This is a genomic window from bacterium (genome assembly GCA_035530055.1).
Classification (GTDB): Bacteria; UBA6262; WVXT01; order WVXT01; family WVXT01; genus WVXT01.
The window spans coordinates 1-21,294 of record DATKVN010000040.1 but is presented as its reverse complement, the minus strand read 5'-3'; the positions used below and the strand labels follow the sequence as shown (position 1 = coordinate 21,294).

The following is a 21,294-nucleotide window of genomic DNA, read 5'->3' as shown; positions in this document are numbered from 1 at the left end:
TGGTAATTTTTCTCTTTTTGTGTATCCATCATCTAAACGCAGACTAAAGTCTGCTACTCCTAAACAAGCTTTTAATTACACTTTTAATTATCCAATCAGGAGTGGAAGTGCCTGAAGTTATTCCTACTACTCCTTTTTTATTAAACCAACCGGGTCTCAATTCCTCTGGCAATTCTACATGGTAAGTACGGGTAACCTTCTTACAGATGTTGTAAAGTCTGGTAGTATTGGCACTATTTTTACCGCCAATTACAATCATGAGATCTGCCTTTTCCGCCAATCCTTTCGCCTCCTTCTGGCGTTGGGAAGTCTCTTTACAAATAGTGTTATGAATTTTGAACCGTTTGTTCTTTATCTTTAATCTTCTCACAATCTTCTCGAAGCTTTCCACCGACTGTGTAGTCTGGCTGATGACTCCTGTTTTTTTGCTTGTGTTAATCTTTCCCACATCTCCAGGAGTCTCCACCACAGAAGCTTCACCATTGGCAAAAGAAAGCAATGAAATTACTTCAGGATGAGACTTCTGCCCAACTATTACTACATGGTAGCCTTTCTCATGTAAGCTCTTTGCCAACAATTGAGCCCGTTTAACGAACGGACAGGTAGCATCTATCAACTTAAGTCGCGCTTTCTCTATTTTCTTCAAGATAGATTGAGGTAACCCATGAGAGGGCACAATGAGAGTTCCCGTCTTAATCTGGTTTAGGCTGGAGATAACTTTTACTCCCAGCCTTTCCAAGCGCTTGACTTCCTGAGGATTATGAATTAGTGGCCCTAAGGTATAGACCGGGGTAGCGACAGTCCCTTTCTTACTATCTCTTGTTGGTATACTTTGCGCCAAAGAGATAGCCCTTCTTACTCCCGAACAAAACCCCAGTTTCTTAGCAAAAATAAGTCGCATCTCTTAAATTCCAAATTTCCAATTTCATATTCCATATCGGTACTGTTCTTCTCGGTCTAACTTTATTATTCCTTCCATTATTTTGTGGGCGAAATTGCGGTAGCGGGATTTTTCATTTTTCCCTCTTTGGTCCGTTTCGAAATATATAGGTGAGCCAAAGCGTACAGTTACTCTGGGAAAAACTTTTATCCTGTGAGTATTCACAACCAGGGTAGGAACGACAGGAAACTTGGTCTTGTGCGCTATCCAGGCAACCCCGGGTTGAGGAAATCTCAGGCGCCCTCCTTTTCCCCGACTACCTTCAGGGAAGACCACCAGGATTTTCCCCCCATTCAAAATTCTAAGTGCCTTTCTGAAGGCAGCTATGTCTATCTTTCCTCTATCTACAGGAAAAGTATGTATCATCTTGAGAACCGTTCCGAAAATCGGGAACCGGAACAGTTGTCTTTTTGCCATAAAGTAGACTTGGTATCTATCAATTGCTGCGCCCACCAGAGGAGGGTCCCAATAACTGGCATGATTAGGAGCAATAATAGCTCCTCCTTGGGGAATATTTCTCCTTCCTTCAATTCGAAAACGGAACAGGAGTTTAGCTGTTAACCAAGTTAGCCAATAACCTAAAATATACAGCATAAATTACCCGCCTCAATTTAAAAGATAGTTTGTGATGTGGAGTCCTTGCGAAAGCAAGGTTCTGTTTATCAACCCTCCCTTTCGGGAGGACTCCAGACCTTTCTACGTGGAAAAATTGCCAGCGAGCCGAACCAAATTCCAAGCTACCCTGTTTGGATTCTTTTCAGAATAAATTCCACTACCTCTTTCTTACTCATATCTGTAGAGTCTATGACTACAGCATCACGAGCTATCTTCAAGGGAGCTACTCCTCTGGTGCGGTCCCGCTTGTCTCGAGAGCGAATCGCCTTTTCCAGTTCAGCCAGCTGCCCTTCCTCCCCTTTCACTTTCAGTTCTCTATACCTCCTCAAAGCCCTCTCTTTAATGGACGCATCCAGATAGAATTTATAATCTGCCCTGGGAAAGACTACAGTGCCTATATCCCTGCCTTCCACTACAATTCCCCCTGAAGAACCCATTCTCCTCTGAATTTTCATGAGCTGTTCCCTCACCTCGGGGACTGTAGCTAAAATGCTCGCTCCTTCGGCCAACCTCTTATTCCTTATCTTATTGGTGATATCTTTTCCGTCTAAATAGACTCTCACCGTTCCAGCTCTATTCTTTAATTCTATTTTGGTATTTCTTACCATCTTAATTAACTTTTCTTTAGCCTTTAAATCTATCTTTTCTCTAAATGCCTTCCAGCTTATTGCTCTATACATCGCCCCGGTATCAATATAGTTATAGCCCAACTTTCTACTGACAATTTTGGCAATTGAGGTTTTCCCTGCTCCTGCTGGTCCATCGATAGTAATAACGGCTCTTTTCTTCACCAAATTTCCACCATGTCTATTCTACCATTCTATTCAAAGCATCCATAAAGTGAGGGAAGGAGGTATCAATGCAGGCCACATCGTTTATGGTAGTCTCACCATCAGCAATCAGTCCGCCAATGGTTAGTGCCATGGCCATACGGTGATCACCAAAACTATTAACCGAACTACCTGCCAATCTCTTCCCTCCGGAAATCACCATTCCGTCTTCTTTTTCCTTTATCGAGGCTCCCATTTTAGAAAGTTCGGAAACCACATTGCCTATGCGATCACTTTCTTTTACTCTCAATTCCTGAGCATTGCTGATTTCAGTTACGCCTTCTGCTTGAGTTGCAGCCACAGCCAACACAGGGATCTCGTCTATAATTCTGGGAATCAACGCTCCCCCTATATTAGTACCTCTCAGGTTGCTGCTTTTCACAATAAGATCGGCTACCGGCTCTCCACAAAGTTCATGGACATTCTCAATTACAATGTCAGCTCCCATCTTTTTAAGGATATCTATGACGCCGGTCCGCGTGGGATTAATTCCCACTCCCTTTATCCTGATTTCGGAATTCTTTAAAAGAAGACAGGTAATGATAAAGAACGCTGCTGAAGAGATATCCCCGGGAATGGTAATCGCTCTTGCCTCTAATTCCGAGACTCCTTCTATGAATATAGCCGTTCCTTCGATTTCTATAGGTCCATTTAAATATTTTAACATCCGTTCCGTATGGTCTCTCGATGGTGAAGACTCAGTAAGACTCGTCTTCCCTTTAGCATATAGTCCAGCTAAAAGAACACAGGATTTCACCTGGGCACTGGCAACAGGAGAATGGTAATCGATTGCATGTAATTTCTGCCCCACAATGGTTATCGGTGGATGGTTGTCGTCAGGGCTACTTATCTTTGCTCCCATCTCCCTCAGGGGAAGGATAATTCTTTTCATAGGTCTCCTCTGGAGATACTCATCACCAGTAATCGTAGAGGAGAAATCCTGTCCGGCAAGAATTCCACTGAGAAGTCTCATAGTAGTTCCCGAATTGCCGACATCTATAATCTCTTTGGCCGAAGTCAATCCCTTCAATCCTTGCCCATGAATAGTCAATTCTCCCTGAGAGTGGTCTTCTATTTCTATCCCCAGTTTAAGGAAAGCGTTTAATGTGTTTCGGCAGTCAGCACAATCTGAAAATCCTTTGACCCTAGTTTTTCCCTGGGCGATACTACCCAGCATAATAGCCCGGTGAGAAATAGATTTGTCTCCGGGAAGAGAAATCTCTCCCTTAATTCTCTTTTTTCTCTCCACTCCTATATTTTTCATATTTACGACCCGATTAATTTTCTCCTCGCCAGTCTACCTTTATGAAACAAATCTTGAATTTCTCTCTTCCTTTTCTTTTCAATCGACTTCTTGAATTTTTCTAGATGTTTTATCATTACGTTGATACTTTCTGAAATCGCTTTATTATTAGACAGACAGATGTCTATCCACATTTCAGGATTGCTGGCTGCAATTCTGGTCATATCGGAGATACTTCCCGCGATGGCTCTGCTCGCTCGAGGGTCTTCCTTACAAACCCTGCCCATCAGATTAGCCAATATGGACGCCAGCACATGGGGTAAGTGGCTTGTATAAGCTACGAGATAGTCATGTTCCTCAGGTTTAAGCAAAAGGATTCTCGCTCCCATCCTCTTCCAAAGGTCTCTAATTACTTTAGCTGCTTTCCGGCCATTTCTATCTGCTGGAGTCAGAACACAGGTGGTGCCTGAGAAGATATCGGCCCTGGCGTTTCTGACACTTTGCTTCTCTGAACCCGCCATTGGGTGACCACCAATGAAAGAGACCTTTGGCCTTCTTCCCTTACCAGAAGATTTTAAGAGAATCTCATGGACTTTCTTAACTACCTTTTCCTTTGTGCTCCCTACATCAGTTATAATACAGCCTTCTTTTAAATGGGGTAATATTCTCTTAACAATGAGAGGAATTTTGCCTACAGGCGCGGCAACCATAACTATGTCTGAATCTTTAACCCCTCGTGCAAAATCCGTAGTGTAGCTATCGATAGCGCCCAGTCTTTTCGCCTCTTTTAACTTATGGATATGGCGACCGATTCCTATTACTTGCCCAACAAGTCTTTTCTTTTTTAGAGCTAAACCGAAAGAGCCTCCAATCAAACCCACGCCAATTATACTCACCTTAAAAGGTGACAGGTACTTTTTCATTTTAAAAGGTGACAGGCACTTTTTTCTTTTTCTTATAAGTTTCTGCCCATCACACGGGCAAGTTTCTTTAGTTCCTGCATTAAGCTGGCAAAATTTTCTGGCAGGAGAGACTGTTTTCCGTCGGATAGAGCGTGTTCCGGGTCGGAATGTACTTCGATAATCAGACCATCGGCCCCACAAGCAATTGCTGCTTTGGACATCGAACACACAAAATCACGCACGCCGGTCCCGTGCGAGGGGTCTACAATTACTGGCAGATGGCTCCAGGCTTTTATAGCCGGAATTGCGTTTAAATCTAAGGTAAACCTGGTAGCGCTTTCGAAAGTTCTAATCCCTCGTTCGCAGAGAATCACGTTTGAATTTCCATTGGAAACAATGTATTCAGCAGACATCAACCACTCTTCGATTGTTGTAGCTATACCTCGCTTAAGTAGTATGGGCTTTTTACTTTTGCCAGCTTCTTTCAAAAGCTCGAAATTCTGAACATTGCGAGCTCCAATTTGAATGATGTCTGCATAGCGGGAAACCAGCTCTACCTGTTGGATATTCATAGCCTCGGTAACTACCAAAAGTCCCGTTGCCTTTTTGGCCTTGGCTAAATACTTCAGTCCTCTCTCCCCCAATCCCTGAAAAGAATAGGGAGAAGTTCTCGGTTTGAAAGCCCCCCCACGAAGAACCTTTGCTCCTGCCTTCTTCACGCTACTGGCAATAGAGAGAAGGAGGTCTTCCTTCTCCACCGAGCAGGGTCCTGCCATAACCACTATATCTTTTCCACCTATAGTAACATCACCAATCTTAACTATCGTATCTTCTTTCTTAAATTCCCTGCTAACCAGCTTGTAAGGTTTAGAAATGGGAGTGATCAACTCCACAGTAAAGAACCCTTCAAACACCTCTCTGGCAGCTATAGCATTCTCACCAATCACTCCAATTACTGTTCTCTCAGCACCCCTGGAAATGTGGCCTCGAAATCCCAACTCTTCTATCTTCTTAACCAGCTCTTCAATTCCTTGCTCTGTGGTTCCTGGCTTCAGTGTTAAGAACATTTATCCATAACCTCCTTTAAGGCATTAATGAATCGCCTGTTCTGCTGGGGCAGACCTATGGTTACCCTGATAAATTCTGGTAAATCGTATTCAACCATAGCTCTCACAATTATTCCCTTCTTCAATAGTTTTTCAAACACATTTTGTCCATTACCTACCTTGAGTAGGATATGGTTAGCCACCGAGGGAACGAATTCAATACCCATCTTCTCCAGATTTTCCTCCAGGTATTTTCTCTCATTGCCAACTAATTTACGACTTCGCTTAATGTGAGTCTCATCAGAAAGGCTGGCCAGAGCTGCTATCTGAGCCAGCGAATTAGTGTTAAATGGAGGTCTAATCCTCTCCATAAAGCCAATCAATTCAGATTTCCCTATTCCATAGCCAATACGCAAACCTGCCAGACCGTAAATCTTAGAAAAGGTGCGCAAGACAATTACCGTCTGCCCTCGCTTAACATAGGGAAGCGTTTTAGGATAATCTTTTCTGGTCACATATTCCCGGTAAGCCTCATCAAATACCACCATTATCTCTTCTGGCAGGTCATTCATAAATTTTTCTACTTTCTCTTCTGTAACATAAGTTCCTGTGGGGTTGTTAGGGTTGGCTATAAACACTATTTTTGTCTTTTCAGTTATTGCCTTCTTCATTGCCTCCAGGTCATGCGTAAAATTTTTCATAGGGACTTTTTTAACCTGACAACCCATTAGTTCTCCGGCCATCTCGTAGCGAATGAATGCATACTTAGAGACTATGATTTCGTCAATGGGGTTTAAGAAAGTTTTCCCGATAATTTCGATTATTTCATCCGTTCCGCTACCAAGGATAATACTTTCTGGCTTTACCTTTAGCTTTCTGGCTAAGACCTTCTTTAAATAGAAACCGCTTCCATCTGGATATAGGTTCACTCGATTGAGAACCTTTTTCATGGCACTGACTGCCCGAGGGGAAGGTCCTAGAGGATTCTCATTGGAAGCCAATTTATCCACTCTGGCAAGGCCTAACTCTCTTTTCACTTCCTCGATTGGCTTACCAGGAAGGTAAGGTTGGAAATCTAATACATTTTTTCTCACAAGTTTTTCAATCATCAACGTATCCTCCAAAATCACTCGCTCCTTGGATAAGAGCCCAATATTTTAAGAAATAGACATTCTTTTTCCAGTTGCTTCAAAGCCCGTTTCACATTTTCTTCTTCAACGTGTTCCATGAAGTCGACAAAGAATATATACTCCCAGGCTCGGAGCTTGGTCGGCCTGGATTCGATTTTAGTCAGGTTAATCTTATTTTCCCGGAAAGGAATAAGCATATCGTGAAGCGCTCCCACCTTATCTTTTATGGAGAAAAGAATGGAAGTTTTGTCTTGTCCACTTTTTCCTGGGAAACTCTTACCTATGACCAGAAAGCGGGTAAAATTTCGCACGTTATCCTCAATGCCTTCAGCAATTATTTTCAGATCGTACAAAGAGGATGCAAGCCGGGAAGCTATTGCTCCGCCCTCAGAGTCTTTCTCAGCCATCTCCGCTGCCTTGGCAGTGGAAGACGTCTCCACCAACTCAGCATTGGGCAAATTGTCTTCAATCCAATTTCTGGACTGAGCAATTGCCTGGGGATGAGAATAGATTCTCTTTATTTCCCTGAGCTCCCTTGCTCTGGAAAGGAGATTATGAGAAATTTCCAGAAGTAATTCAGAACAAATCTTCAATTCCGAAGTAACAAACATGTCCAACGTATGATTAATCACCCCTTCAGTCGAGTTCTCAATGGGCACAACTCCGTAATCAGAGCGACCCTTTTCCACCTCGGAGAAAACATCGGCTATACTCTTGGCAGGAGTAAAGTTGGCATACTTACCGAAATTCTTAACTGCTGCTAAGTGGGTGAAAGTAGCTGCGGGTCCCAGATAAGATATCCTCAATTTCTTCTGGATAGACCGGGAAACATTCAATATTTCCTGGAAGATCCCTTTCAATGCTTCGTTGGGGAGTGGTCCTTTGTTCTTCTTGAGGAGTCTTTCTACGATTTTCTTTTCCCGATGGGGAGCATAGAATTCCTGTTTTGCCTTTGCTTTCAATTTTGCAATTTCTCGTACTGTTTTGGTTCTGTGGTTCAACAATTTCAAAATTTGGTTATCTACTTTATCAATTTTTTCACGTAAACTTTTTAAATCCATAAACTACCCCCTCCCATCTTTGGAGTAGCAGACTTTAGTCTGCGTTTATAAGAAATAGCTCGATTCATCCAGCTCCTGCTCTCAGGGGCTGGATTCATCGGAGCGGCTGCCATTTATTATTTATCCGCTTGCCGGTGGTTTTATCTCTTCCAGGCTGGGAATCTCGGATAGATCTTTTAACCCAAAATAGCGCAGGAACTCTTGAGATGTTCCATATATAATTGGACGACCCGGCAATTTTTTTCTCCCTGAAATTCTAACCAACTTTTTTTCTAAAAGCGCCCTCAACACATAGGAAGCATCGACTCCCCTTATCTTTTCTATTTCTCCCCGGGTAACAGGCTGTTTATAAGCAATAATGGAGAGCGTCTCTAAAGCAGACAGTGAGAGTTGAAAAGTAGTCTGTGCTTTATAAAGTTTCCTCACCCAGTTAGAGAATTCGCTCCTGGTACAAATCTGGTATCCCTGAGCAATGTTCAGAACTCGCAGCCCGCTATTTCTTAGCTCGTATTCTTTTTGCAAATATTCAACAGCCTCTTTTATCTCGTCAAAGTCACCTCTTCCCATAATTTCGGCCAGCTTCTCTATACGCAAAGGTTCATTAGAGAAAAACAAGAGACACTCGATTATATTTTTTAATTCTTCTTTTTCCATTGTCTTTATGCCGCCAATTCCCGTTTTGCCCTGTATATTCTTATATCTCCAAATAGTCTTGTCTGGCGAGCAAAAACCATTTTCAATCGGATTAGCTCTAAAAGAGCTAAGAAAGTCACTATTAGAAGTCTCTTTGTCCTCTGTCCAGAAAATATGGTCTCAAAATTGATAAATCTTTTATTTTCCAGAAGGTTCAGGATTTCTTGAATCCGGTCTTCAACCTTGATGTCTTCTTGAATTATTTCCCGAACTTCTTTTTCAACCCGAAATACTACTTTCTGGAAGGCATCCATGAGGTCAAAAAGTGTAGCTTCGATGGTATAATCTTCATCCTGAGGAATCAAAGGAAGACGTCCATAAATGTCCCTTTGAATTACCTCCTTCTCCTTCAATATACTGGCTGCTTTTTTAAATTTCTCATACTCCATAAGTCTGGCTGCCAATTCCGCCCGGGGATCCTCGGGCTCTTCCTCTTCAGCTGTTTCCATGGAGGGAAGTAACGTTCTCGATTTTATGTGAATTAAGGTAGAAGCCATTACCAGAAACTCTCCTGCAAAATTCAGGTTTAGCTTCCTGAAGAATTTTATGTAGTTCAAATAGTCGGCTGTAATCTCTGCTATGGGAATATTGAAGATATCAAGCTCGTTTTTCTTAATCAAATGTAACAATAAATCGAGCGGACCTTCAAATACCTCCAATCTCACCCTGTAATCCATCCCTCCTCCTTTTTATAATCCAATCGCTTCTCTCACTTCCTTAAGGGTCTCCTGAGTAATTTTCTGAGCACTGAGACGCCCCTGTTTGAGGATTCTGGCGACCTCCTTTGGGTTCGCTTCTAAATCTTTTCTCTTTGCCTGAATCGGTTTTAATCTTTCTATTAGAGATTCGCTCAAAATTTTCTTACATGCTACACAACCTATTTTCCCGCTTTTACAATCAGCAGTTATTGAATCTACTTTCGGAGAAGTAAAAATCTTATGCAGCCCGTATACTGTGCACACATCGGGATGTCCAGGATCGTTGGCTCTAATCCGGCTGGGGTCAGTAATCATAAAGCTTACTTTTTCTCGAATAACCTGCGGAGGATCCGACAGGAAAACGCAGTTGTTGTAACTTTTACTCATCTTCCGGCCATCGGCTCCTAAAAGTTTTGGTGCTCTGGTCAGAAGAGCTTGTGGCTCGGGAAAAACGCTCTTATATAAGAAATTGAAACGCCGAGCAATCTCCCGGCACAGTTCCAGATGGGGAAGTTGGTCCTCACCCACAGGCACAGCTTCTGCTTTGTAGACCAAAATGTCTGCTGCCTGCAGAACAGGATAACCCAAAAACCCGTAAGTAGAAAGGTTCTTGTCTTTCAGTTCCTGTTGTTGCTGCTTGTAAGTGGGACATCTTTCCAACCAACTTAAAGGAATAAACATAGAGAGTAAAAGATGTAGTTCCGCATGTTCCAGAACCTGGGACTGCACAAACATGGTACACTTTTTAGGATCAAGACCCGCGGATATCCAATCAATGACTATTTCTTTAATATTGGTTTTAATCCCTGAAGGGTTTTCGTATTCTGTTGTCAGAGCATGCCAGTCTGCTACCATGTAGAAACATTCGTATTCATCCTGTAGAGCTGCCCAATTTGCCAGTGCTCCTACAAGATGTCCCACGTGTAACTTTCCACTGGGACGCATTCCACTTAAAATTCTTTTCTTGGCCATTTCTAAAATCCCCTTCCTACCCACAAAAAGAGTATTTTATAAAGAAACTGGACGATAGGTAAAATTATCGCCCAGAGTAAACCTGTCAAAAGTAATAAAAAGATAATAATAAAACCGTATCGAGAAAACGTCTCATATCTTCTAGCCAAATGGTCTGGCAATAATCCCGAGAGAATTTGTGAACCATCCAGCGGGGGAATGGGAATTAGATTGAAAACTGCAAGCAAAAGATTAATCAGAACACTGAACAGGAGAATTATTATTATGGAATTCTTTATCTCCCCCACAGGTAAATAACTGAATATCCAGACCAGGAAGGAAGAGCCAATTGCCAGTCCTATATTGGAGAGAGGACCAGACGCTCCCACTCTCACCAGATCCGCTCGTGGATTGTTGAAATTGAGAGGATTGATGGGAACAGGTTTAGCCCAACCAATAACGAATGAGGAACCAGAAAGAATTAGAAGGAGAGGCAAGATTATTGTCCCGATGGGGTCGATATGTGGTAGGGGATTCAACGTTATTCTGCCGGCATATCTTGCGGTATTGTCTCCGCATCGAGAAGCCATCCATGCATGAGCACATTCATGAATAACAATCGCAAAAAAGAAAATAACCAGAGCTACAGGCAGAGAAATCATTCGGAAAACAAGAGAAGGATTCCTCACTATCTGTTGAAGTATAAGCATGCTCCCATCGGTGAGTTAAACTCCACTCACTCACACCTCCGTTTGATCGGGCACTCTTTAGAGGGCCGTTTTTCGTCACCCTGAAGGGCGACCGACCTAACCCGGTCGGGCACTCTTTAAAACTTTAATTTTATCAATCTTTTGGGAAATTGTCAAATACAAACTTCGTCTCAGAAGATGGGCTTTTCACAATTCCATCAAGTTTGGCCCAGAGCAATTCCTGCAATATCTTCTTAAACAGGGGACCTTGTTTATACCCCATCTTTTTAAGTTTATCACCTGTAGTACGAATCCTCACCTTGCGCATTTTGGTCAGATACTGATAGACTCTCCTTTCAATTAATCTGCTCCTCGCTTTTAAAACAATAAATAGAAGCGCTTCCACGGGTAATCCTTGCAACGTTCGATAGAGGAAGCTCGGCTTTAATTCTGATTCTTTGAGCTTTTTTATTATTTCTCGTAGATTCTCTTTTCCCTTGACTATCTTCCTGCTCTGTTCCCTGGAGAGTCTAAAATTCTTACAGAGATTTTTCACTTCTAAGATACTTAACTTTTGCACCAGGATTAGAAAATGGACTATCCAACGTTTTCCGTCCTCTTCCTTAAGAAGAGAGGCGAATCTGGAAAAGATAGTTTTAACTATTTGCAAATCTTTTTTTATTTCTTGACTCAATCTAATTTTGGGATGGATTAACTTAAGAATCCTGAATTTATCCAACCTCAAAATTGCGTTCTTGGGTTGGGGCTCGCTTAGGATGGCGATGATTTCTTCTCTCAGTCTTTGTTTACTTAACCGTCTAAAAATTTTCAGTCTTAGCGCATCCTTCACCAATCGCTCAGTATTTCTATCCATGGAAAAGCCATATCTCCCTTGGAAACGAATTGCTCGAAAGATGCGAGTGGGATCTTCGATAAAGCTCTTGTTATGTAAAACCTTAACTATTCTCTCTTTCAAATCTTTCCATCCACCGAAGAAGTCGACCAATTCTCCATAATGCTTAGGATTTAATCTCACAGCCATAGCATTAATGGTAAAGTCTCGACGATACAAATCTTCTCTCAGTGAACTCTTTTTTACAGTAGGCAAGGCAGCGGGAAATTCGTAAAATTCCTTTCTTGCAGTGACAATATCTACCTTAATTCCGCCGGGCAAAGTAGCCACTGCGGTGCCAAACCTCTTGTGGGCAGTAACCTTGCCTCCTGCCCTCCTGACCAGATATCGAGCAAAGGATATACCGTCTCCCTCAACAACTAAATCTACATCGAAGTTTTCTACACCAAGTAGAAGGTCTCGCACGAAACCACCAACCAGATAGACTCTGAAATTTTTCTCCTCAGCTATTCTACCCGCTTCCGTCAGTAAACTCGTTATTTTGGAAGGAAGATTTCTGTTTAAAAGTGACCCTACATTCTTTTTAAACAGGAGGCTCTCATCAGGTGCGATTTCGGGGGTAATTTTGCTCTTCAGGACTTCTATTAATTTTTTCTCTACCTCTCGAAGTTCCATTCCTCTTATTGTGGCCGAGGCTGCAGTGGCATGGCCACCTCCTCCAAAAGCCTGAGTAATTTTACCTACATTTACAGCCTTAATTCTACTACGGGCAACTATGCGAATTCTCTCTTTCGTCCCCAATAACACGAAAATAGTCTCCAGATTTTCGATATCGCGTAACCTATGAACAGTCGCCGCCAGATCAGTGATATAGCCTGAAGACTTCAATTTAATAATGGCGATTTCTATTCCATTAATCTTAATTCTCTTTTCCAATCGAAGAAGTTTATTTAATAATTTAACCTGGTTTTTAGTTAATTCCCTGCGTATAAAGTCAGAAACCATGTTCAAATTTGCTCCTTTAGTTATTAGATAAGAGGCTGCTTTTAAATCTGCCGGGGTAGTGGAAGGAAATGTAAAAGACCCTGTATCCTCGTAAATTCCCAGAGCAAGAAGGGTTGCCTCTTCTGTAGAAATCTTGATTCTTTTCTTCTTTATGAGTTCTACCAGAATAGTGACAGTAGCTCCATAGCGTCCTCCTATGTCCACTGCTCCAACGAGATCGCCCTTAGTGCGGGGATGGTGGTCGTAGAAGTGAAGGATTAATCCGCGATTATTAAGGGCCTCTTTTGCTTCTCCGATTCTTTTAGCAAGGCGTGTATCTACAACTATTAATCTTTTGACTTTTTTAAAATCGACCTCTTTCTCTTTCTTTAGGTCTATCAAATGTGGTTTCTTATATAAATATTCTCTCACGTCCTTATCAGGTGAGCCGGCCAAGACAGCTAAAGCCTTAGGATATATTTTTCTTGCTGCTACAAGCGAAGCCAAAGCATCAAAATCTGCACCAATATGAGTCACGATCAAATCCATTTAGATACGCTCCCTTCCCTGCGGCAAAATCATAACTTCAAAAACATGTGGAGTCCTTGCGAAAGCAAGGTTTATTTAAAAATGTAGCCGCAAAGCGTAAGCTTTGCTTTCCCTTTGGTCCCAATGAATCGGGACAGCTACAACTTTTTGCTTCCCTCCCTTTCGGGAGGACTCCAAACCAAACTCCTTATCCTATGAACTCCCCCCCGATGAAATCAAGAACTCCAGTTTAATTTAACCTATTTTAACCAAAAAGTCAAAACCAATCTTCTTATGCAGTAAATAATTTTACCAACCAGGGTCTTTTCGTTATTATGGCTCCTTGAGAACAGAGTTCTTGACAACAGAAGCATCTAATACAATCTGAATAATGAATTGAAGGTTTACCGTCTTTATTCTTTTCCACACATTTAACCGGACAGTTTTCCAGGCAATGGAAGCAACGGTTACAAAGCTCATCAATTATTTTGGGCTTTGCTGATAGTAAGTTTTTTAGCCACTTCAAAAGAAATAGGGGAATCTTCTGGGAAACATCCTGGGGAATTCGTTTGAAATCTTTTACTTGTAAATCTTCAATTCTTTCCCCTAAGATTTCCATATTTCCGGGAAGAAAAAATTTTCTTTCCACAGCTATTCTGTTAGTAGGAATATCGAATGGATTTTTATAACCGATGAGTTGGCAGGCAACAAAATCTAAAGCCACAAGATTTCTGCTGGCAAGAATTGCTCCTACCTTGCGAGGGAGACCGCCAGCCGGGCCATTTCCTTCCATGGCAACAATTCCATCCAAAATTGCCAGATCAATCTTTATAGTATCTAAAAGGTCAACAAGCATTTCCGAAAGCAACTCCCTGTCAGGCAATTTCAAATGGAACTCAGTCTTTCTCAGTCCGGGAATGAAACCGAAGTTATTCTTCACCGCTGCGGTAATGTAAGTTAAAGGGTGAGTCTTCAATTTGGGAAGAGAAATTATTACGTTAAAATCCTTTATCTGTTTAGTAACTGTAAACTTTTTATAGAGACGTCCTTGGCTATTCTCCACTTCCATAACATCATCCTCAAAAGACAAAAGAGGAACACCCGTCTTACGGCTAACTTCCTCGAATCCTGCAGTTCGATATGCTCTGGCTAATCCCGTAAGAGTTGCCCTCTCCCCGGGACTGTCTCCAATTGCCGGGATTCCTCCAGCTTCCTTTACTAAATTAACCACTGCCTCGACCAGACTGGGATGAGTGGTTACTGCTTTTTCCGGAGGCCTGCCTGAGAGGAGATTTATCTTGATTAGAACTCTGTCTCCATTTTTGACAAACTCGCCAATTCCACCAAGTAAACCTAATAATTTCTTTAAAGAATTCTCCAAAACCGGAAGCTGGTAACTTTCACATCTTGCTAATGCTACCCGCTGAGCCATCTTTTATCTCCGTTCTCTTCTCTATTTCAAATCTTGATTTTGTCCTCAGGTTTATAAGGGCACTTGATGAACACAGCACGAATGGGAGATTGGGAGTCGTTCAGGATATCATGTTTTTCTCCTGGTTCCAGCCGGAAAGCCTCTCCTGCTCCCCCCAGATATTCAGTGCCATCGATCATTAATCTGGCTTTTCCTTCCAAGAAATAGAATGTCTCTTCGACCTCTTTATGGTAGTGGGCTCCTAACGACCCTCCGGGTTTCAGGACTAAAATTCCCCATTCTATCCTGGGTCCTCTGAAAAGATACTTGGGACCCGCATCGCCAAAGCGGAATTCCTTCTCACTTTCATTAACTCTTTCCATATTTTCTCCTCTTTACTAACCTGAGAATGATTCGGTAGTCGCAACCTTTAGGTTGCGTTTATCTGCGCAGGCTGAAGCCTGCTACTCCAGACGCAGGCTGAAGCCTGCGGCTACAGTATCTTCTTTAAAAATAACAAGAGGTCTTCATAACTCACTTCGCGAGGATTCCCTCTGGTGGAGTTGGAAGTGAGAGATTTTTTAGCAAGCTCAGGCAGGTCTTCCGACTTCACACCAAATTCTTCTAAACTTTGAGGAATTCCCAGTTCCTTAACTATCCTCTCCACTGCAGAAAGAGTCTTACCTGCAGCCTCTTTTTCTGTTAGACCCTCTATTTTCTCTCCCAGAGCAGAGGCAACAGATTTGAATTTCTGAATGCTTGAGGACAAATTAAATTCTATTGCCCGCGGAAGAAGTATGCCGTTTGCCACACCATGAGGAATTCCGTGTAATGCTCCCAAAAATGGGGACACTCCATGAGCAATACCCAAACCAGAATTTGTGAGCACAACACCACCCAGAAGACTGGCTAAGCACATTTTCTCCCTTGCTTCCAGGTCAGAACCATTATTGTATGCAGAAATTAGAGATTCTCCCACCAGACTAATACCCTTAATTGCCAGAATATCCGTTAGAAGATTCGCTTTTCGAGAAACGTATCCCTCGATGAGATGAGTCAAAGTATCTATTCCGGTTGAGGCAGTTATCTTTTGAGGAAGGTCTACGGTCAAAGTGGGATCGATAATGGCTATCCTGGCAAATAGATAGTTACTGCGAAAACTCCTTTTACTTCTCGTATTCCTATTGATAATCACAGCATTCCTGGCGACCTCTGCTCCGGTTCCAGCCGTGGTGGGAATGGCAATAAAAGGAAGACCGTATGAATTTATCCTTTTAGTCCCTTTCCCTTCCAGATATTCGGCTATGGAAGCGAAACTCTCCTCAAGCCCGAGTCCGGCAATTGCTTTAGCTACGTCAATAGCGCTTCCACCACCAATCCCTACTACAACTTTGCATCTATTCTGACGAGCGAAGGTTACACCCCTATCCACTACTTCAGTATCAGGTTCTGGAGAGACCTGGTCGTAAAGGACAGAGGTGATTTTCTCCTTGTTTAAGATTCGACTAACCCTATCCAGGATACCACTCTCCCGAAGAGCCCTCTTTCCAGTGACAAGAAGAATAGGCTCTCCCAGAGGCTTAACTTCTATACCCAGTCTATTTAAACTCTCTCTGCCGAAAATTATTCTTGTGGGCAAGTAGAATTCCCACATTCTTCCTCCTAGAGGAGTAGCTCCGATCCATCGGAGTGTCTTAGGAGTAAATTAAGGTTCCTTTCTTTCCATCTCTAAGAGCCAGGACTCCACCTCTATATCGCCCGGAAGAAGCCTGCGGGCAATCGTCCATTCTCTCTCCGCCTTTGCTTCCTCTCCGAGTCTGTAGTAGATAAAGCCCATATACTTATGAATAAGAGGATTAAAAGGATTAATCTGATTAGACTCCTCGTAATTTTCCAGTGCCAGTGTTAACTTCTCCTGAGCAAAGTAGAAAGTGCCAAGGTTGGTATAGGTTGGTCCGTAGTTAGGATTAACCTCCAAGGATTTTTTGAATGATTCTTCTGCTTCTTTAAATTTTCCCAGTGCGCTATAGGTTTTACCTATCTTATTGAGAATTACATGATTATTGGGTTCTTTTCTCAAACCTTTCTCATATTGAATAAGAGCAACCTTAGACCTTCCTCTCTGACGATACATATCTCCCAGCCGCACATGCCCACGGGCTCCTACTCCTACATGCTCTTCCAGTTCATCCACTTCTTCTCCCTCTTCTTTTAACTTAAAACTATCTAATGCTATTCCTGGAGTCTCTTCCAGTTTCATTTCTTTTAGAAACTCTCTCAAAACGCTCTGAAACTTTTTCTGGTCTATCCCGAAGAATTGGCGGAAAAGTTCGTCCCAATGTTTCTCCACTTTCTCAAACTTTTCTTCTCTTCCTTTCCAGGCAGTTCTGCCAAGTTCCTGGAGAAAATGGATTAACTTCTTCCTTCCATTATACTGGAGTAGGTAATCTACTGCCAGGGAAACTTCGGCAAAAGCCAGGATTACTTCCTGCCGGCTTTCCAGACTGGGCATGCCCCTACGCATTTTCCAGAAATCGATCCATTTTCCCTCTCTCGATGCTCCCAAAAGGGTATTTTTGTAAAGGGGAATTAAATAGTTCGGTTGTTTAACTCTCCACTTTGTCTCATGATACTTAGCAAGACCCTCATTTAACCACAAAGGAATATTGAGTCCCGTTATTTTGGCAATAAGATAATGGATAAATTCGTGAGCTAAAGCATCGAGCCAGCGATAACCGTATACCAAGCAGCGAGGAGAAATAATCATAATTCGGTTAAATTTACAGATTCCAATTGCCCCGGAGACTTCAATCTGCTTCGGGGTGAGACTGGAAGCGTAGGTGAATCCCTCAGTTGTAGGATATATTTCCACCAGAATTTTCTCTTCTGGAAAATAGTTCAGGTCACCTTGTATTTCTTGATATGCTTTCTCCAGAGCATGGAGGGCATAGTCAACGAGAAGATTATCTCTATCGGCCAGGCGAAGTATAAAATGTTCACTTGAATAATTACTAAATTCTCCTGTAATTTCCTTAGTACCCTCAACAAAGGAGAGGAGTCTCTTTCGCTGTTCAATCCTTGGTTCCATAAGGGATGCAACCTGGAGATACTGCAATGCTTTATCATAACTTCCCTGATAAAAATAGGCTAATCCGAGTAATCTGTAGGAGTCGGCTCTCTCCGGTTGCTCCAATACGGCCTGGTGAGCAAGCTCCATAGTTTTCTCCACATTCCATTGATTTAAGTATTTTTCACCATCAACGATTATATCCCCACCATAAAGTAGAGTAGGAAAGATTAATAAGAAAATAGAAACCAGTAGTTTCAAAAGACTAATCTTGACTCCCATAATTTAAAATTGGTAGCGTAAGGCTTGTCCCCGTAAAGATTACGCCCATAAAGGGCTACACTACAATTACTTATTACAAGTGCAGCGTGCTTACTCCTCAAATATACTCTATTGTACTGGGAGGCTTGGGAGTAATATCAAAGAGGACCTTGGTTACCGAAGGCATCTCCTCGGTAATCCTCTGTTGAATTTTCTCCAGAATTTCCCAGGGGATTCTACTCACAGAAGCAGTCATTGCATTCTTAGACTCAACACTTCTTACCACTATTATGTTACCAAAGACTCTCTTCCCCTCAACCATTCCTGTGGCTCTATCTTTCATGAGAACTGCAAGTGCCTGGAAGGGTTTTAACTCTTTTATTTCTTCTTCTACGATACTGGTTGCTTTCCTGACCATCTCTACCCTCTGAGGATTAACTTCTCCTATGATTCTCGTAGCTAAACCAGGTCCAGGAAACGGCATTCTCTGGTGAATTTCTTCCGGCAACCCTAATTCTCTGGCCACATCCCTTACCTCGGGTTTATAGATTTCTCTCAGAGGCTCGATAACTTGAAATCCATAATCTGTGGGATCGATTCCTATCTGTTCCAGAACGTTATGCTGAGTCTTAATACCTCTTTCAGTTTCTGAGACGTCCGCAGCTATCGTGCCTTGAATGAGGTAAGAGGCTCCATTCTCCTTTACTGCCTTTCCCAGTGTTCTATAAAAAGTATCTCTGAATTTTTTCCTCTTCTCTTCAGGGTCCTCGATTCCTTTAAGCGCTTTGAAGAATTCATCCCTGGCATTAACTATTTTAACTTCTACACCTAAATTCCCTAACTCCTCAGACACTTTAGTAGGCTCACCTTCTCTCATCAGCCCGTCGTCAATAAAAATAACAGTTAATTTTTCTCCTAGCGCTTTATGTGCCAGAAATGCACAGGCTACGCTATCCACTCCTCCTGAAGTAGCCACTACGGCATTCTTATCTCCTACAATCTTTTTTACCTCCGAGAGTTTCTCTTCGATAAATTTCTTTGCTTCCCATGCCATTTAAACATCCTCCTTTCTTAATGCAGACTAAAGTCTGCTATTCCTTTTGATTCTACTCTGTGAGGCGCCGGTAGTACTGTTTAATCAGTTCTTTGTAAATTTCTGGGTATTTCTCTTTGAGAGCTTCCAGAAGTTCCTGGCGGAATTCCTTGGGTGGTTGGTACTCGTGAGCTTCTGGAATCTTTACGTACCCTTCCCTGAATCCCATTCTCCCTCCAGGAAGAGTCCCTCCTCTTGGCTGAAGGAAGCCCACCAGGGGTTTCCCTCCTTTCTTTGCCATTTCTGTCAATTTTTTAGAAGCCGAAGCAAGACCTTCCTTTCCCTGAGCCAGATAGTAGAGGGCTTCTCTCTCCTTCTCTAAGGCAGGCTCGGTCTTCTTCTCCTCTAATTCTCCAGATGCCTCGTCCATTGCCGAAGAAGCTTTCTCCATATTAGAGATAATTTCTGGGCCAATGGCAGAAGTCTTGCCGGAAAGTTCCTCTAACTTCTGCTTCAGTTTTCCAGTACGGTTCTCCAGCTCCTTCTGTTTTTTGGCCAGAGTTTCAAGTTCCAAGAGGTCTTCTTTTTTAAACACTTCAATTCCCTCTTCTTCAAACTCCAATAATTTTGCAATCTCCTCTTCTTTCTCTCGTAGATCAACAATCTTTTCTCTAGTTTCAAAAGTATCCCTCTCCTTCCCTTCCCAATTCTCCCTCAAGGATAGAAGGCTCTTCTCTTGAGGAGTCAACTCTTCCTCTTTTTCTTTTTCCTTAGATAATTTAGACAGCTCATCTGAAATTTTCTCTTTCTCCTTCTCAATCTTGATGGTGAATTTATCCAGAGCTCCCAACATATTATTTAAATATTCAATGGACTTTTTCAATAACTCCCTTGCCCGGCGAGGAGTCTCTCCAGTTAGCTCACTGAGAACTTCCTCCATCCTCTTCAACACTACGGAGAGATTCTGGTAGATAGCAGGATACGCCTTTATATAATTCAATTTTTCTTTTAGGTTTCCCTGTAATTTTTTCGCCTCTTTTATTGCCTCCTCTTGTAACTTAACTAACTCCTTTAACAGGGACTCTTGTTTCTTAAACAAGGCTTCCAATCGCTTCTTGTCGAGTTGGTTGGTGCGGTCAATCAATTCTTTTTCTTCGGCAATTAGTCTTTCCAACTCCAGAGAATATTCGTTTGCCTTTTGAGACAGTTGGGATGACTTACCAAAAGATGGAACCTGATTGGCAGCAGCTTGCATGATGGCCATTGTTGAGGAAAGCGTTTTAAGTAAATTCTTAGCTATGTTCAACGCAGCTTCCAGGTCTCCCTTGGCGATTTTATCAGCCATCTTTTCTATATCACTGGACATTTCTCCCAACTCGAGACTCTTGATTGCATCTTGATTGATGAATTCTTCTGGTAAAGTTTGCGGTAGCTGGGAAAGGCTTTTTACCAGCTTGGCCATAAGTTTTGAGATTTCCGCCAGGCTCTTTTTAAGTTCCTCCAATTTATGTTTATCTATTTCTTTTCCCATCTCTTCCAACTTTTGAGCGAGGTCTGCTTGACTCTCTAACAACTCCTGGACTGTTCCCAGTACATCGCGCATTCTCTCATCCTGGAGAAGGTCCTGTGCTAAAAGAGACATCTTTTCCAGTTCGGAAATGATCTCTTCTTGATTGTTCTTCACCTTTTCCATGTATTCTTTTCTATCGGCTCTCGTTGCTTTCACTGCTTCAGACATTGTAGATAAAACCTCTGCCATTTTTTCATCTTTCAGGTACTGGAGGTTTCCTTCCATGTTTTTATATTCTGAATATACTTGAAAATTGCCCAGAGGGTCTGCCTCCATGCGCGGAAGGAGCTCTTTCAAATAATTGAGCAAGTCTTCGGTTAACTTTTCAATTCTTCCCTGGTCGGCGTGGATGCTTTTTAACTCTTCCACGCCTTGTGTTTCGCTCCAATCTTCTACTCTGCTCTTTGCTACAATCTGGTCTCCCAGAATACGTAATATCTCTTCTCTAAAATGGTGTTCCATTTCTTCAATGTCTTCGTGTTCCTTAAGGTAGCTAAATACCTCCAGGTAGTAGGTTTGGGAAAGGCTACTCTTTGGCCCGGATATAGTATCGTTGTCCCAGGCTTCTAAATAATAACTGATTAGCTCACCAGGATGCAAGTCGAGTTTTTCCAGCTCCCACTGGTAGTCGAGTAGTTTCTGACCCACCGAGGGTTGGAATCGCTCAATCCTTATTCTCCCGGGCTTCATGGAATCATAAGTTTCCCCTGTTAACTTCTGGTATACAAGGTCTATCTGGCTTAGTCCGAAGTCATCGCTCGCCTCGTAAGCAAGCTCAACTTTGCTCTT

The 21,294-nt window shown here is 42.3% G+C and carries 19 protein-coding genes; all 19 read right to left on the bottom strand.

Going from position 1 to position 21,294, the window contains the following annotated elements:
• Positions 1–43: 43 nt before the first annotated feature.
• Positions 44–901, bottom strand: a complete 858-nt coding sequence (locus VMW39_03650) for a 4-hydroxy-3-methylbut-2-enyl diphosphate reductase (protein ID HUW23106.1) — start codon at positions 899–901, stop codon at positions 44–46.
• A 24-nt stretch (positions 902–925) separates the two neighbouring features.
• A complete protein-coding gene (locus VMW39_03645) occupies positions 926–1,534 on the bottom strand; it encodes a lysophospholipid acyltransferase family protein (protein ID HUW23105.1) in 609 nt (202 codons plus the stop codon).
• Positions 1,535–1,677: 143 nt separating this feature from the next.
• On the bottom strand, positions 1,678–2,346 hold the full coding sequence (cmk, locus tag VMW39_03640; GenBank protein HUW23104.1) for a (d)CMP kinase: 669 nt from the start codon (positions 2,344–2,346) through the stop codon (positions 1,678–1,680).
• 16 nt (positions 2,347–2,362) lie between these two features.
• Complete coding sequence (gene aroA / locus VMW39_03635) at positions 2,363–3,649, bottom strand: 3-phosphoshikimate 1-carboxyvinyltransferase (GenBank protein HUW23103.1); 1,287 nt, start codon at positions 3,647–3,649, stop codon at positions 2,363–2,365.
• A gap of 2 nt (positions 3,650–3,651) precedes the next feature.
• On the bottom strand, positions 3,652–4,551 hold the full coding sequence (locus VMW39_03630; GenBank protein ID HUW23102.1) for a prephenate dehydrogenase: 900 nt from the start codon (positions 4,549–4,551) through the stop codon (positions 3,652–3,654).
• Between the two features lie 32 nt (positions 4,552–4,583).
• Complete coding sequence (gene aroF, locus VMW39_03625) at positions 4,584–5,597, bottom strand: 3-deoxy-7-phosphoheptulonate synthase (protein ID HUW23101.1); 1,014 nt, start codon at positions 5,595–5,597, stop codon at positions 4,584–4,586.
• Positions 5,588–6,685 carry a histidinol-phosphate transaminase gene (gene hisC, locus VMW39_03620; GenBank protein ID HUW23100.1) on the bottom strand — a complete coding sequence of 366 codons (1,098 nt, stop codon included), beginning with the start codon at positions 6,683–6,685 and terminating at the stop codon, positions 5,588–5,590. Before hisC ends, aroF begins: the two co-directional genes overlap by 10 nt.
• A gap of 17 nt (positions 6,686–6,702) precedes the next feature.
• Positions 6,703–7,767 (bottom strand): prephenate dehydratase, encoded by a 1,065-nt coding sequence (gene pheA, locus VMW39_03615; protein ID HUW23099.1) that lies wholly within the window; start codon positions 7,765–7,767, stop codon positions 6,703–6,705.
• A gap of 120 nt (positions 7,768–7,887) precedes the next feature.
• Entirely contained in the window at positions 7,888–8,421 is a 534-nt protein-coding gene (gene scpB / locus VMW39_03610) for an SMC-Scp complex subunit ScpB (protein HUW23098.1), read from the bottom strand.
• A gap of 5 nt (positions 8,422–8,426) precedes the next feature.
• Entirely contained in the window at positions 8,427–9,137 is a 711-nt protein-coding gene (locus VMW39_03605) for a segregation/condensation protein A (GenBank protein HUW23097.1), read from the bottom strand.
• Positions 9,138–9,149: 12 nt separating this feature from the next.
• Positions 9,150–10,130 (bottom strand): tryptophan--tRNA ligase, encoded by a 981-nt coding sequence (gene trpS / locus VMW39_03600; protein ID HUW23096.1) that lies wholly within the window; start codon positions 10,128–10,130, stop codon positions 9,150–9,152.
• A gap of 2 nt (positions 10,131–10,132) precedes the next feature.
• Positions 10,133–10,819, bottom strand: a complete 687-nt coding sequence (locus tag VMW39_03595) for a site-2 protease family protein (protein ID HUW23095.1) — start codon at positions 10,817–10,819, stop codon at positions 10,133–10,135.
• 133 nt (positions 10,820–10,952) lie between these two features.
• Positions 10,953–13,184 carry a DHHA1 domain-containing protein gene (locus VMW39_03590; GenBank protein ID HUW23094.1) on the bottom strand — a complete coding sequence of 744 codons (2,232 nt, stop codon included), beginning with the start codon at positions 13,182–13,184 and terminating at the stop codon, positions 10,953–10,955.
• Positions 13,185–13,455: 271 nt separating this feature from the next.
• Complete coding sequence (locus VMW39_03585) at positions 13,456–14,595, bottom strand: DUF362 domain-containing protein (protein HUW23093.1); 1,140 nt, start codon at positions 14,593–14,595, stop codon at positions 13,456–13,458.
• Positions 14,596–14,621: 26 nt separating this feature from the next.
• A complete protein-coding gene (locus VMW39_03580) occupies positions 14,622–14,957 on the bottom strand; it encodes a cupin domain-containing protein (protein ID HUW23092.1) in 336 nt (111 codons plus the stop codon).
• A gap of 110 nt (positions 14,958–15,067) precedes the next feature.
• Complete coding sequence (locus tag VMW39_03575) at positions 15,068–16,228, bottom strand: iron-containing alcohol dehydrogenase (GenBank protein ID HUW23091.1); 1,161 nt, start codon at positions 16,226–16,228, stop codon at positions 15,068–15,070.
• Between the two features lie 51 nt (positions 16,229–16,279).
• Positions 16,280–17,902 (bottom strand): tetratricopeptide repeat protein, encoded by a 1,623-nt coding sequence (locus tag VMW39_03570; GenBank protein HUW23090.1) that lies wholly within the window; start codon positions 17,900–17,902, stop codon positions 16,280–16,282.
• A 118-nt stretch (positions 17,903–18,020) separates the two neighbouring features.
• Positions 18,021–18,956: a glutamine-hydrolyzing GMP synthase gene (gene guaA, locus VMW39_03565; GenBank protein HUW23089.1), complete on the bottom strand. Its 936-nt coding sequence runs from the start codon at positions 18,954–18,956 to the stop codon at positions 18,021–18,023.
• 52 nt (positions 18,957–19,008) lie between these two features.
• On the bottom strand, positions 19,009–21,294 hold a 2,286-nt coding region (locus tag VMW39_03560), incomplete at its 5' end, for a DUF4175 family protein (GenBank protein HUW23088.1).

What these genes read in the sequence shown, in the direction of transcription:
- VMW39_03650 (HUW23106.1), bottom strand. Translation starts at nt 901, where the DNA reads ATGCGACTTATTTTTGCTAAGAAACTGGGGTTTTGTTCGGGAGTAAGA.
- VMW39_03645 (HUW23105.1), bottom strand. Translation starts at nt 1,534, where the DNA reads ATGCTGTATATTTTAGGTTATTGGCTAACTTGGTTAACAGCTAAACTC.
- aroA (HUW23103.1), bottom strand. Translation starts at nt 3,649, where the DNA reads ATGAAAAATATAGGAGTGGAGAGAAAAAAGAGAATTAAGGGAGAGATT.
- VMW39_03630 (HUW23102.1), bottom strand. Translation starts at nt 4,551, where the DNA reads ATGAAAAAGTACCTGTCACCTTTTAAGGTGAGTATAATTGGCGTGGGT.
- aroF (HUW23101.1), bottom strand. Translation starts at nt 5,597, where the DNA reads ATGTTCTTAACACTGAAGCCAGGAACCACAGAGCAAGGAATTGAAGAG.
- hisC (HUW23100.1), bottom strand. Translation starts at nt 6,685, where the DNA reads ATGATTGAAAAACTTGTGAGAAAAAATGTATTAGATTTCCAACCTTAC.
- pheA (HUW23099.1), bottom strand. Translation starts at nt 7,767, where the DNA reads ATGGATTTAAAAAGTTTACGTGAAAAAATTGATAAAGTAGATAACCAA.
- scpB (HUW23098.1), bottom strand. Translation starts at nt 8,421, where the DNA reads ATGGAAAAAGAAGAATTAAAAAATATAATCGAGTGTCTCTTGTTTTTC.
- VMW39_03605 (HUW23097.1), bottom strand. Translation starts at nt 9,137, where the DNA reads ATGGATTACAGGGTGAGATTGGAGGTATTTGAAGGTCCGCTCGATTTA.
- trpS (HUW23096.1), bottom strand. Translation starts at nt 10,130, where the DNA reads ATGGCCAAGAAAAGAATTTTAAGTGGAATGCGTCCCAGTGGAAAGTTA.
- VMW39_03595 (HUW23095.1), bottom strand. Translation starts at nt 10,819, where the DNA reads ATGCTTATACTTCAACAGATAGTGAGGAATCCTTCTCTTGTTTTCCGA.
- VMW39_03590 (HUW23094.1), bottom strand. Translation starts at nt 13,184, where the DNA reads ATGGATTTGATCGTGACTCATATTGGTGCAGATTTTGATGCTTTGGCT.
- VMW39_03585 (HUW23093.1), bottom strand. Translation starts at nt 14,595, where the DNA reads ATGGCTCAGCGGGTAGCATTAGCAAGATGTGAAAGTTACCAGCTTCCG.
- VMW39_03580 (HUW23092.1), bottom strand. Translation starts at nt 14,957, where the DNA reads ATGGAAAGAGTTAATGAAAGTGAGAAGGAATTCCGCTTTGGCGATGCG.
- VMW39_03575 (HUW23091.1), bottom strand. Translation starts at nt 16,228, where the DNA reads ATGTGGGAATTCTACTTGCCCACAAGAATAATTTTCGGCAGAGAGAGT.
- guaA (HUW23089.1), bottom strand. Translation starts at nt 18,956, where the DNA reads ATGGCATGGGAAGCAAAGAAATTTATCGAAGAGAAACTCTCGGAGGTA.